General features: G+C 72.9%; 8 protein-coding genes. All 8 read right to left on the bottom strand.

Annotated features, from left to right (window positions below):
• Positions 1–29 precede the first annotated feature (29 nt).
• Positions 30–2486: a VWA domain-containing protein gene (locus ACFYV1_RS01345; RefSeq protein WP_389393271.1), complete on the bottom strand. Its 2457-nt coding sequence runs from the start codon at positions 2484–2486 to the stop codon at positions 30–32.
• Between the two features lie 6 nt (positions 2487–2492).
• Positions 2493–3029: a Pycsar system effector family protein gene (locus tag ACFYV1_RS01340; RefSeq protein WP_389393270.1), complete on the bottom strand. Its 537-nt coding sequence runs from the start codon at positions 3027–3029 to the stop codon at positions 2493–2495.
• An 86-nt stretch (positions 3030–3115) separates the two neighbouring features.
• The gene (locus ACFYV1_RS01335) at positions 3116–4354 is read right to left on the bottom strand and encodes a hypothetical protein (protein WP_389393269.1); all 1239 of its coding nucleotides are present in this window, start codon (positions 4352–4354) and stop codon (positions 3116–3118) included.
• Positions 4351–6672 (bottom strand): hypothetical protein, encoded by a 2322-nt coding sequence (locus ACFYV1_RS01330; RefSeq protein WP_389393268.1) that lies wholly within the window; start codon positions 6670–6672, stop codon positions 4351–4353. The genes ACFYV1_RS01335 and ACFYV1_RS01330 overlap by 4 nt, the downstream gene beginning before the upstream one ends.
• Positions 6669–7535, bottom strand: a complete 867-nt coding sequence (locus ACFYV1_RS01325; protein WP_389393267.1) for a hypothetical protein — start codon at positions 7533–7535, stop codon at positions 6669–6671. Before ACFYV1_RS01325 ends, ACFYV1_RS01330 begins: the two co-directional genes overlap by 4 nt.
• Before the next feature lie 70 nt (positions 7536–7605).
• Positions 7606–8334 carry a Crp/Fnr family transcriptional regulator gene (locus ACFYV1_RS01320; RefSeq protein ID WP_389393266.1) on the bottom strand — a complete coding sequence of 243 codons (729 nt, stop codon included), beginning with the start codon at positions 8332–8334 and terminating at the stop codon, positions 7606–7608.
• 450 nt (positions 8335–8784) lie between these two features.
• Positions 8785–11370 carry a polynucleotide kinase-phosphatase gene (locus ACFYV1_RS01315; protein WP_389393265.1) on the bottom strand — a complete coding sequence of 862 codons (2586 nt, stop codon included), beginning with the start codon at positions 11368–11370 and terminating at the stop codon, positions 8785–8787.
• Positions 11367–12845, bottom strand: a complete 1479-nt coding sequence (locus tag ACFYV1_RS01310; protein ID WP_389393264.1) for a 3' terminal RNA ribose 2'-O-methyltransferase Hen1 — start codon at positions 12843–12845, stop codon at positions 11367–11369. Before ACFYV1_RS01310 ends, ACFYV1_RS01315 begins: the two co-directional genes overlap by 4 nt.
• Positions 12846–12862: the final 17 nt, after the last annotated feature.

The raw sequence follows: 12862 nt of genomic DNA, 5'->3' as shown, positions 1-12862 counted from the left end.
TCGACGGCCGCTCATGGCCGAGAGGTGGTTCAGAAGTTGGGGTCGGGGCGCCGGGTGGAGCCCGCCTGGCCCGGTGCGGAGGAGGTGTCGTCGCGGGACCGGCCGCCGCCGCGCGGGCCGCTGCCGTTCGAGGAGCCTGCGGCGCTGCCGCCGCGTGGCCGGGGCATGCGCCAGCGGCCACCCTGTCCGCCGCCCTGTCCGCCGCCGCCCGGGCCGCCGCGTCCTCCTCGACCGCCTCTTCCGTTGCGGCCTCCGCTGCCGCCGCTGCCGCCGCTGCCGCGTCCGGAGTTCGTGCCGCCGTCGCCGACGACGAGTTCCAGCCCTTCGCCGAGGCCCACCGGATCGCCCTGCCCGATGGTCCGTTCCCGTCCGGTCGGGGGCTTGAGCAGCAGCTGTCCTGCGGGAGTGCGCCGCAGGCGGTACGGCTGGGCACCGCCACGCCGCAGCACCGGGGCGCCCGTGCCGGACCGGTCGACGCCGAAGAGGAACTCGCCGCCGGGGCTCTGGCCCGGCCTGATGGTCAGCGTGACCGGCGACCGCTGTCCCTCCGCGCGCAGTTCGAGCCTGGTGCCCGCGAGGTCCCGCCGGACTGCTCGTGCCTTCAGCCGTACGGCGACGACCGCGGCCAGAGCGAGCAGCAGCACCGCCGCCGCGGTGAACGCCCACCACCACTCGTCCCACAGGGTCGGCTTCGCGGTGACGCGCACCCCGAGGAACACGCTGTCCAGCACCCGGCCCCGGTCGCCGGCGTCGGTCACCGTGATCCGTCCCGAGAGCTCCCCCAGAGGGACGCCGGGGCCGACGGTGACCTTGAAGGCGGTGGAGCTGCCGCCGGGGGCGGCGTTCACCGTTTCCGGGGTGATGCGCAGGGCCGATCCCGGCGGCTGGTCGGCGAGGGCGAGACGCAGGGTGTGCGGGCCGGTGTCGTTGTTGGTGATGTCCAGGGTGCCCGTGAACGTACCGCCGGGGTGGAGCTCGCCGCCGTCGACGGTCAGTCCGGCGGTCAGGATCGGTGTGCCCTCGGAGACCCGCGCGTGCAGGGGCCTGCGGTCGCTGCTGACGCCGGGTGCCGCCATCTCGGTGATGAGCTGCAGTTCCCCGGAGGCGGCGGCGGGCATCGTGAACCGGCCGGTGTAGCGCACGTCGTTCGCCCGCGTGTCCGGCTTCGTGCCGTTGTCGGCCAGTGGTACGACCAGCGGTTCGAAGCCGTCGCCCGACATCAGCGCCGAGACCCGTACGCCCTTCAGCTGCCGGGGATCGGTGATCACCACGCCGCGACGGGTCTGCATCCGGACCTCGACGACGGTCTCCTCGCCGGGGCGCGGTGAGGCCGGGCTGAGGACGACCGTGGAGCGCAGCTTGCCCTGCCAGATGGCGCGCACGGCGACCTCGCGGTCGCGGTGGCCCTCCGGCGCCTCGATGTGGACGCGCCACTTGCCGGGCAGCGGGTTCTTCACCCGGAGCGCCTCGACGGGGCCGTCCTGTCCGCTGGTCTCGAAGGAGGAGCCGTCGAACTCGCCCTGGGTCGGCACCCGCCGGCCGTCGGGGTCGTAGTAGGTGACGGAGACCTTGGGGTCGTGCTTGCCGACGGTGATGGAGCCGTCGGTGGCGATCGGTGGGATCGTGACGTACAGATCAGCGGGCGGCCTTCCGACCGTTCCCTGGGCGAACCCTGCACAGCGGGCGGCGGCGAAGGTCTCCTGCAGCGCCTTGTCGATCTGGGCCGAGCTGTCGACCACCCGCATCTTCGGTGCCGCGTCGGGCAGGCCGGGGCAGCCGTTGCGGTACCCGCCCTCGGCCATGGCGGTCAGGGCGGCACGGTCGATCCGGTCACCGAAGCCGAGCGGCCAGATCTGTACGGACTCCTGGCGCGCACGGGCCAGTTCCTCCGCCAGCCGCTTGGCTCCGTTGGCCTGACGGCTCGCCTCGTCGGTGCCGTACTCCGGGCTGCCGGAGACGTCGAGCCGGCCGTCGGTGAGCAGGAAGACGACCTTGGGGATGTCCTTCTCGCCCTTCTCGACCAGCCGGTCGACCGCCTGACGCACGGCTGCGGGGAAGTCCGTCCCCGGGCCCACCTTCTTGTCGTCCCGGTCGGCCAGCTGCTGCACGCAGTCGCTGAGCCGCTGCCGTCCCGCGGTGTCGGCCGTCGTCAGCGAGCAGACCTCGCGGACGGGTGACTGGCCCCGCTGCTCCGAGCTGCCGAACCCGATGACCGCGGCGCGGGACCGCGCCGAGATCTCGCCCTGGGTGATCAGCGAGGCGGCCTCCACCTCACGGGCCAGGTCCTCGTCGGCCAGGCTGTCCGACTGGTCGACCACGACGGCGAAGTCGATCGGGTCGGGTCCGTCGGGCGCCGGTGCGGCCGAGGGTACGGCCGCCGGGCGCCCGAGGCCCGCCGGTCCGGCGGCCGCTCCGGGCGCCCCGGCCGACAGCGTCAGGAGCACGCAGGCCAGAAGCGGCACACTCGTCTTGCGGATCAGTCTCATCGTCTCTCACCACAGCTCGCCGAAGAGGACCAGCAGCGCGCCGAGGGTCAGCGTGCAGACCCCCATGCGCAGCCACCGGTATTTGGCGGCCAGGACCGCCCCGTGCACCTGTGCCTGGCCGACCAGCCAGCGCACTACGTCCTCGCCCGACTCGGTGAGCCGGGCGAGAAGTTCGTCGGCCGGCGTGCCGACCGAAAGATCCCGCAGGAAGGTGATGTCCGCGCCGGTTCGTGTGCGCGGCAGTATCACGCCGACGAGCATCAGCACGCCTGCCGCGCACAGCAGCAGCCCGACCGTCACGACGACCGCCGCCGGCCGGGCTGACGGCATCGGGAGTTCGTTGCGCGAGAACGCGACGGCCAGCGCGGCGACGGCCCCGGAGATCAGGATCGCCGCCTTCGCGTCGGCGCGGCCGATGTCCTCGCGCACGGAGCTGAGCAGCCGCTCCGCGACGAACCGCACGTCGGACACGGCACCGGCACCGCCACCGGGGTCGGGGCCGGACAGGCCGGGCGCGGGGCCGAGGTGTCCGGGGCCGGGCACGGGATGGTCCGGACGGGGACCGGGGGGTGCTCCCGGCGGGCCGGGGAGGCCGCCGGGGCCGGAGCCCGGCGCCGTACCGGCGGCGGTCATTCGTCCCCCCAGTCGTCGAAGTCCGCGCTGGGACGGGAGCCCTGCCCCGCGGCCGGCCGCCGCCCGTCGCTGTCGCGTTCGGCGGACGACTGCACCCGGGTGGGCTCGTAGACGTGCCCCTCGTCGTCGGGGTCCGCCGGGCTCGCGGGCGCGGCGTCCTCCGGCTCCTCGTCCCAGAACGGCCGCCTCGGCTCCGGGGTGTCGTCGGAGCGTGCGGACAGGGCGGGCCTGCGCCGGCCCTCTCCGGGTGCCAGCACCCGCTCGGTCACCCCGCCGATCACCTGGCTGTTGCTGTCCCGCAGGTACTGCAGCACTTCGTACATCTGCTCACCGACGTCGTGCCGTTCGAGCATGCCCGCGTCCAGCAGCCGGTTGAACATGTTGAGGTAGTCGGCCTGGCCCTCGCGCCTCTCCTGCCGGATCGCCTGGCGGATCTCCCACACCTTGTCGGGGTTGCTCGCCATCATGTGGATGATCTCGGCCTCCTCGCCCCTGCGGAGGACCTGTTCCAGCTCGGCGGCCCGCGACGCGACCCGCTCGCGTTCGTACCTGTCCCGGCGCCGCTCCGCCTCGGCCTCCGCCGCGTCCTTGCGCATCGCGAACGTGACGTTCTCGACCTCGACCACCTGGTCCCTGACCTGCTCGCTGAGGTCGATGAAGACGTGCACCCTGGTGCTCAGTCCGAGATCGCGGCCCAGGTCCAGCCGTCCGGCCCGCAGTTCGGCCTGCACGGCCTCGTCGGCGCGCTGCGCCTCGGTCAGCCGGAACCGCCGGGACACCTGGCGCAGCGCGTACAGCAGGTCGCCGTGGAGCATCTCGCGCACGTCCCAGACGGCCTTCTCCACCACCAGGTGCGGGTCCTCGACCTCCCACGTCACCTCCGCCCGTGCCTGGAAGGACTGCGCGTCGCCCGCGGTGGGCAGGTCCAGTTCGAAGGTGGTCACATGACGCCCGAGGATCACCTCGAAGACGCTGAACGGCGACCCGAACCACGGCTTGTTGACGTCCTCGCGGCGGCTCGGCCACAGCACGCTGTGGCCGCCGTTGGAGTAGAGGCAGACTGCCGCCACCTGACCGCTGCGCCGCTGGTACGGCAGTGCGCACTCGTGCAGCAGCGGCCCCTTGCGCGGCCCGTCGGGGTTCTGCCCGTCCAAGCCCTGTCCCCCGGGGCCCTGCGGCGCCCGGTGCCGGTCCTGCTGCCGCGCGGGAAGTTCTCCGGCGCCTGACGGGGTCATCGCATCGCTCCTTCTGCCACCACGTCCCACAGCAGGCGGGCGGCGTCCTTGTCCAAGGGGTCGTCCTCGTCCCTGACCAGGCGCGCCAGCAGGTGCCGCACCCGGTCGCGGTCCCTGCGCTCCCGCGTGATCAGCGGGAGGAAGCCGCACATCAGGTCCGAGTGGGTCGGATCGTCGGCGCACTGGCGCAGTACGCGCCCGAGGGCGTCGAGCGCCACCTCGCCGGACCTGGCGGTCTCGAGGGTGAGGCGCACGAGGTCGGCCAGTTTGCGTACCAGCGGACCGTGCTCCGCGATCAGCGCCACCAGCAGCGGCCGTCTGGCGTGCGCCTCTAGCACGGTCTCCTGGAGACCCCACAGGTAGGTGGTGCGCGTGGTGAGGGTGCCGAGCACGCTCAGCAGCACCAGGTCGGTCAGCTCCCGCCGTCCGCCGCGCAGCCAGTCGCCGAGGCGCGTCACGACCGTTTCCGGCTCCGCGCCGGCCAGCAGGCGGGTCACGCTGAACGCCGCGTTGGACAGCGTCGTCACATCACCGGAGCGGACCGCCTTCGCCAGCGCGTCGAGCGACGCCCGCACGGAGCCCGCCGCCATGCCGTACCCGTGGGTGAGCAGGGCCGTCGTCACCAGGGCCTCGTCGTCGGACTGGGCCCACTCCTTGAGCAGCGCGCCGACCGCGGGCTGCACCGACGGTTCACGCGACGCCTCCGCGAGCGCGGTGGCGGCCGACATCTGCTGCACGGGACTGGCCAGGGCCGCCATCGGCCCGATCAGCTCGCCCGAGCCGTGGATCCAGTCCCACGAGCAGAGCACTCCGGCGGCGACCGAGGCCCGCACCCACACCTGGGGGCGGGGGTCGTCGCACAGGGTGCGCAGCCAGCGCACGACCGGTCCGCGGACGTTGTGGTAGCCGTGCCAGACCTCGCGCAGTACGGCGGTGGCCAGGGCCTCGCCCTGGAAGCGGATCGCGCGTACGGGGATCTGGGCGTCGCCGAGGTCGAGCTCGGCGTCCTCGACGACCGAGCGGGCCAGGGCCGGACGGTCGTCGGCGTGCGTGCCGAACAGCCTTCGTCCGACCGGCTGTTCCGGATCGAGGGTGACCGACATCTCCCAGGCCAGCTGCTCGGCGGCCTCCGCCGCCAGGGCGTAGGGCGAGCCGTTGAACACGGCCACGGCGATACGGAAGGCGGCCGCGTTGAGCGTCGGCGAGGCCTCGGGGAGCGTGCCGGGGCGGTCGGCGCCCGCGAACCAGGAACGGGCCTGGGCGCGTACGAAGGTGGCGCAGCCGTCGAGGAGTTCGTCCTCGACGAGCTCTCCGCGGTGGTGGCGGGCGAGCAGGTCCGCGAGGCCGGCCGCCTCACGGGGACGCAGTTCGTCGAGTCCGAGCGCGCCCCGGACGTCCTCACGCCGGGCCAGTTCGCGGCAGTCGTCGAGGGCCTCCTGCGGTTCGCCCCGCAGCAGGATGCGCAGATGGCGGTGCAGCACGTCCTCGGTGCCCGGCGGCCGGCAGACCGCCCCGTACCGGCCGCGCAGCAGCCGGTCGGCGAGGTCGCCGCTCTCGACGAGGACGACGCCGAACGCGTCTGCCGCCAGCAGCAGCCTGCTGAAGCGGTCCAGATGCAGCTCGGTGAGCCGGGCGGGGCGGGCGGCCTCCCGCCCGTCGGATGCCGGGGAGCGGTTCCCTTCGCGGTGCAGTTCCTCCGAGGGGAGTTCCAGCAGATGCCCGTATCCCTCCTTGAGCATGTCGCCGGTGAAGGAGTGCACCGCCTGGCTGGGGTCCAGCCGGGTGACCTGGTTGCCGGTCAGTTCGGAGAGCAGCGCGAGGGCGGTGGCCATGCGGCCGCTGCCGCGCTCGCCGCACAGCACCAGCAGACCGCACTCGCGCAGTCGCTGCCGCATCCGGACGTACCCGGGCGACTCGCAGTAGACACCGGCGAGCCGGCGCAGTTCCTCGACGGGGACCGGCCCGTCGAGCATGGCGGGCCCGTGCCCCGTGCCGAACTGGCTGATGAAGTAGTTGCCGTGGAAGTACTGGCCGTCGTCGCCGAAGTTGACGACGCGTTCCGCCTGCCGGGGTGCGAAGGTCCGGCGTGCCGCGTGGGCCGTGCCTGCTCCGCCGGTGCCGCCGGCCGAACCGATCGGGTTGCGGCCTGCCGTCGCGAAGGGGTTGGGTGCCTCCGGCGCCGGTTCCGCGCCGTCCGGTGCGGCCGCGCCGGCCGCGGCGTCCGCGTCCGCCGCGGGCCCCGGGCCGGGTGCGGCGGGGGGCTTGTCGTCCGCGGGGCCGGGGCCGTCGGCGGGCGGTGCCTGGTCCTGTTCGCTCATGCCGCACCGTCCGCGTCGCCGGCGGCGGCCCCGCGGTCCTTGCGGATGCCGGTCACGTCACCGTGGAAGACGTTGTTCTCGAACGAGGCGACGTCGCCCCGTGCGTTGATCTGTGTACCGATCCGCGGCGGAGCGGTGGGCGGTGGGCCGTCCCCCCGTGCCGGCCCACCGCCGGTCTTCGCACCCGGTGCGTCAGCGGCACCGGGCTGGTCATGGGTCCGGTCACCGGCTCGGTCACCGGACTGGTCGCCGGTCCGGTCACCGTGCTGCTCGTCGGGCAGCGGCGGCGCGGCCGAGCGCGGAATGTGGAACCAGGCCAGTTCGTCGGTCTCCTTGAACCTGACCCGCGCGCTGCGGTACGTCTCCGGCTCCACGTAACGGCCGCCTTCCGCCACCACGTTGGTGTAGAGCCAGTCGGAGACGACCAGCAGGAGGTCGGAACCGGGGGCCAGTTCCATCGTGCGCTTGGCGACCGGGCTGTCGCAGAGCCGGGCGGCCAGATCGACGGCCCGGCCGACCAGCCCCCTGCCGTCGTCGAGCACCGGGCCCGCGTTCATCCCGATCCTTAATCGCATGCGGTGCGCGCTGCCCGCGTTGTGCTCGCGCAGGCTCTGGAACAGGGTGTCGATCCATGTGCCGACCATCAGCGTCGGCGGTACACCCGGGTCGAGCGCCGCGAGGATCCCGTCTCCGCGGTCCTCCTGGTGGATACGGTCCACGTCGACGCCGACGGCCGCGTACGCCTCGGCGTACGCCCCGTACATGGCGGCCCGCATACGCCTCTTCGCGTCGAGGCCAAGGGCGCCCGATCCGCAGACGTCACCGAAGACCACCAGCCTGTTCACGGCTGCTGCACTGCTCACTGGGACCCCCTGGGTGCTGTCGTCCGACGGGACAAGACTGGATGGCTTCTGCGGCGGGCGATGTAGCCGTTTACACAAGTGGCGGCCTTTTCCTCACCGTCTTGCGGTTCGGCGGTTGTTCGCGCCCCTCGGCAAGCAGCCGCAGCAGGTCCATGTCGGTCACGATCAGACGGCGGTGCGCGGTGCGAACCACTCCCTGCTCGCGCAGCAGGCGCAGCACCTTGGCCACCGCCTCGCGGGTCGCGCCTATCGCCGCCGCGAGATCGTGCTGGGGCAGGGGCAGGTCGATGACGGTGCCTTCGTCACAGGGGCGGCCCACCCGCCGGCCGAGCTCGACCAGGCGCGCGGCGAGCCGCTGGAGCACCGAACCTGAGGCCAGCGACCGGCGCTCGACGTCCGCGCTGCGCAGCCGGGCGCTGAGCTGCCGCATGATCAGTGCCGTGGCCTGGGGTCTGGCGGCGAGAAAGCTGCGGAAACGTTCGCCGGACACGGCCACGGTGCGTACCTCGCCGAGCGCGGTGACCGTGGCACTGCGCGGACCCCGGTCGACGGCGGCGAGGTCTCCGACGACCTCGCCGGCGCCGCGCAGAGCGAGGATGAGACGACCGCCGCGGGCGGTGTCGACGGAGACCACGGCCCATCCGGAGAGCAGCAGCAGCACGAATGTGCTGGTGTCGCGCTCCTGGATCATGACCGATCCGGACGGGTAGACGTGTGAGCCGCCCAAGGCCGTGAGCGTGGCGCGGTCCTGCGGAGTGAGGGCGTCGAGAAACGAGCGGCCCCCTCCGAACAGACTCATCTTTCCGCCCCCCGCGGTGGCTGTACTGGCCCTTCGGGGGACCACGTTCCCAGCCGGTGTCACTGGCCGCGCAGCGTCTCAAGAGGCACTCGGTGCCACAGAGTTCACCAACCGTCACACTGCGTCGGGGCAATGACGCTAGGGGCGGGTTCCTGGCCGGTCAACATCACCTCGAAGGACCTTGGGAGCACAAGGGGCGCACTCCGGCCACATACCGGCGCATGGCTTCCAACCGTACTTCGGGTGCGAGCCCCCTCCGCACCTCATCGGGGGCCCTGCGGCACCGGAGCCTCGGAGGGGCCGGGGCCGGGGTCGGGGCCGGCGGGAGGGCGGCTCCCGTTGCCTCCCCCTGGAATCCGTGCAAGTCGTCCGCCGGCGGGCGGCGGACGACCACGGATCAGGGGGAGGGCACCGACGTCGCCGCCCGCGCCGGTTGCCGGACCCGCGCGGTCAGAGCCGGGGGTCGACCGGCTCCGACTCCAGGGCGAGTACGGCGAACACCGCTTCATGGACCCGCCACAGCGGCTCACCGTCGGCCAGGCGGTCCAGTGCCTCGAGCCCCAGGGCGTACTCGCGCAGCGCGAGGGACCGCTTGTGGTTGAGGTACCGGCTCCGCAGCCGCTCCAGGTTCCGCGGCCTCGTGTACTCCGGGCCGTAGATGATGCGGAGGTACTCGCGGCCGCGGACCTTGACGCCGGGCTGCACGAGCCGGCCCTTCTCGTCCCGAGCCAGTGCCTGCAGCGGCTTGACGACCATGCCTTCGCCGCCCCGGCCGGTCATCTCCAGCCACCAGTCGGTACCGGCGCGCACCGATGCCTCGTCCCCGGTGTCGACGATCAGCCGCCTGGTGACCTGGAGCAGGCCCGTGGGGTCGTGCTCCACCAGCTTGTCCAGCCAGGCCAGTTGTTCGTCGTGCGGCACCGCGGCGAGTGAGCGGCCCTGGACCGCGAGGATCTGGAACGGGGCGAGCCGCACGCCCTCCAGCCCGTCGGTGCTCCAGCAGTAGCGCCGGTAGGCGTCGGTGAACGCGGCGGCGTCCGTGGCCCGCTCCCGCTGCAGCGCGAGCAGACCCTCCACGGCGACACCCCGTGCGACGGCCGCCTCCAGTGCCGCACCGGCCTTGGGGAGCACGGCGCCGGAGGCCGCGCCGACCGCGGCGTACTGCGAGCGCAGCAGCCCGGACGCCTTGAGGGACCACGGCATCAGCTCGGCGTCCAGCAGCAGCCAGTCCGTCCCCAGCTCGTCCCACAGACCGGCCGCGGTGACGGCCGTGCGCAGGCGCTCCAGGATCTCCTCGGTGATCGCGGGGTCGTCGAAGAAGGGCCGCCCGGTGCGGGTGTGGATCGCGCCCGTCGGGCCTCCCCCACCGCCTTCGGCGTCAAAGGTGCCGACACCGAACCGTTCGCGCGCCGCCTCCGCGTCGCGGCACACCAGTGCCACCGCGCGGGAGCCCATGTGCTTCTCCTCGCACACGACCCTGGCGACGCCGTCGGAGCGGTACTGGGCGAACGCCTCCGCCGGGTGCTCCAGGTACCCCTCCTCCCCGGAGGTGGCCGTCGGGGCCATCGTCGGCGGCAGGTAGGCCAGCAGCCGCGGGTCCACCGCGAAGCGGCTCATGACCTCGAGCGCGGCCGCCGCGTTCTCCTCACGCACGCCGATACGGGCCATGTGCCGCGTCTCCACGACGCGCCTGCCCTGGACGTCGGCGAGGTCCAGCGGCCGGCCCTCGCGGCCCCCGGGCGCCTCCGTGACGAGCGGCCGGACCGGCTCGTACCAGACCTTCTCCGCCGGTACGTCGACCAGCTCACGCTCCGGCCAGCGCAGCGCGGTCATCTTCCCGCCGAACACGGCACCCGTGTCCAGGCAGATGGTGTTGTTGATCCACGAGGTGTTGGGGACGGGCGTGTGGCCGTACACGACGGCGGCCCGGCCGCGGTAGTCCTCGGCCCACGGATAGCGGACGGGCAGGCCGAACTCGTCGGTCTCCCCCGTCGTGTCCCCGTACAGCGCGTGCGAGCGGACCCGGCCGGAGGTGCGGCCGTGGTACTTCTCCGGCAGACCGGCGTGGCAGACGACGAGCCTGCCCTCGTCGAGGACGTAGTGGCTGACGAGACCGTCGATGAACTCCCGTACCTGCTCGCGGAAGGTGTCGTCCTCCTTCTCCAGTTGCTCGATCGTCTCCGCGAGGCCGTGGGTGTGCTGGACGTTGCGGCCCTTCAGCCAGCGGCCCAGCTTGTTCTCGTGGTTGCCGGGTACGCACAGGGCGTTGCCCGCCGCGACCATGCTCATCACCCGCCGCAGCACGCCGGGGCTGTCGGGGCCGCGGTCGACGAGGTCTCCGACGAAGACGGCGGTGCGGCCCTCGGGGTGGACGCCGTCGGCGTACCCCAGCTCGCCGAGCAGGGTCTCCAGTTCGGAGCTGCAGCCGTGGATGTCGCCGATGATGTCGAACGGGCCGGTGAGGTGGCGCAGGTCGTTGTAGCGGCGCTCGAGGACGATCTCCGCGCCCTCGGCCTCCTCCACGCTGCGCAGGACGTGCACCTTGCGGAAGCCCTCGCGCTCCAGGCCGCGCAGCGATCGCCGCAGCTCGCGGCGGTGGCGCCCGATGACATGCCGGGGCATGTCGGCGCGGTCGGGACGGGTGGAGTTGCGCAGGACGCACACCTCCTCCGGCATGTCGAGCACGATCGCGATCGGCAGGACGTCGTGCTCGCGGGCCAGCCGGACCAGCAGGCGGCGGCTCTCCGGCTGCACGTTGGTGGCGTCGACGACGGTGAGCCGGCCGGCCGCGAGGCGCTTGCCGACGATGTAGTGGAGGACGTCGAACGCGTCGCCGCTGGCGCTCTGGTCGTTCTCGTCGTCCGCGACGAGTCCGCGGCAGAAGTCGGAGGAGACGACCTCGGTCGGCTTGAAGTGCTTGCGGGCGAAGGTGGACTTGCCGGAGCCGGTGGCGCCGACGAGGACGACGAGGGACAGGTCGGTCACCGGGAGCCGGCGGCCGGGGGTGCCTGCCACGGTTGCTTCGGTACTGGTCATGCGGCCTTCGCCTCCTTCGTTCCGGGGGTGTCGGTCCCCGTCATCTCGAACACCGCCATCTGCGTGGGCGGCCCCACCTCGGGGTCGTCGGGTCCGACGGGCACATGGCGCACGTCGTACCCGTGCCGCTCCGCGACGCTCTGTGCCCAGGTCCGGAATTCCTCACGGGTCCACTCGAAGCGGTGGTCGCCGTGGCGCGCGTGGCCGGCGGGCAGGCTCTCCCAGCGGACGTTGTACTCGACGTTCGGTGTCGTCACGAGCACGGTGCGCGGCCGGGCGGAGCCGAACACCGCGTACTCCAGGGCCGGCAGCCGCGGCAGGTCGAGGTGCTCGATCACCTCGCTGAGCACGGCGGCGTCGTAGCCGGTGAGCCGCTTGTCGGTGTAGGTGAGCGATCCCTGCATCAGCTTCACCCGTGCGGCCTGGCGCTCACCGAGCCGGTCCAGCTTGAGACGCCGGCCTGCGATCGTCAGGGCCCGTACGGACACGTCGACGCCGACGATCTCGGTGAACCGGACGTCCTTCAGCAGTGCCTGCACCAACTGGCCCTGCCCGCAGCCCAGGTCCAGCACGCGGCTCGCGCCCGCGGCTCGCAGGGCCGTCAGGACGGCCTCCCGGCGCTGCTCGGCGAGCGGAACGGGACGCTCCTCCGTGTCGGTGGCCTCGTCCACGGCGTTGTCCACGTCCTCGACCTGCAGGTCGTCGGCCTCCGCGAGGCGGACCAGCTCGAGGCGTTCCATGGCCTGGCGGGTCAGTCCCCAGCGGCGCGACAGATAGCGGCTGGTGATCAGCTTCTGCTCGGGGTGCTCGGCGAGCCAGCCCTCACCGGCGCGCAGCAGTTTGTCGACCTCGTCCGGTGCGACCCAGTAGTGCTTGGCGTCGTCGAGGACGGGCAGCAGGACGTAGAGCTGGCGCAGCGCGTCGGCGAGCCGCAGCTCTCCTTCGAGCACCAGCTGTACGTAACGGGAGTCGCCCCACTCGGGGAACCGGACGTCGAGCGGCACCGGTTCGGCCTCGACGGAACTCCAGCCGAGCGGCCCGAACAGCTTGCGGACCAGTTCGGCACCGCCTCGCGCGGGCAGCGCGGGCACCTCGATGCGCAGCGGCAGCGGGGCCTCTGCCCGCCCGGGCAGGGCGGCGCACACGCCGCGCAGGGCGCTCTTGAACACCGTGCTCAACGCGACGGACAGCAGGGACGACGCCGCGTAGGGTCGGTCGTTGACGTACTGGGCGAGCGCGGAATCGGGGGCGCCGCCGCGGCCCTTGCCCTTGCCGCGCCGCACCAGGGCCACCGGATCCACCTCCAGCAGCAGCGCGGCCGTGCACCGCTCGGCCGACGCCTCGGGGTAGAAGACGTGTGCCGTGCCGTGCGAGGTGGAGAACGTCTGCGCCTTGTCGGGATGCTTGTGCAGCAGAAAGCCCAGGTCGGTCGCGGGACGTTCAGGGGTGCCGGTGGTACTGATCGTCAGGAACACGCGTTTGAGTATCGTCC

The sequence above is a fragment of the Streptomyces sp. NPDC003023 genome (assembly GCF_042888225.1).
Taxonomy (GTDB): domain Bacteria; phylum Actinomycetota; class Actinomycetes; order Streptomycetales; family Streptomycetaceae; genus Streptomyces.
This window is presented reverse-complemented; position numbering and strand designations above follow the sequence as displayed.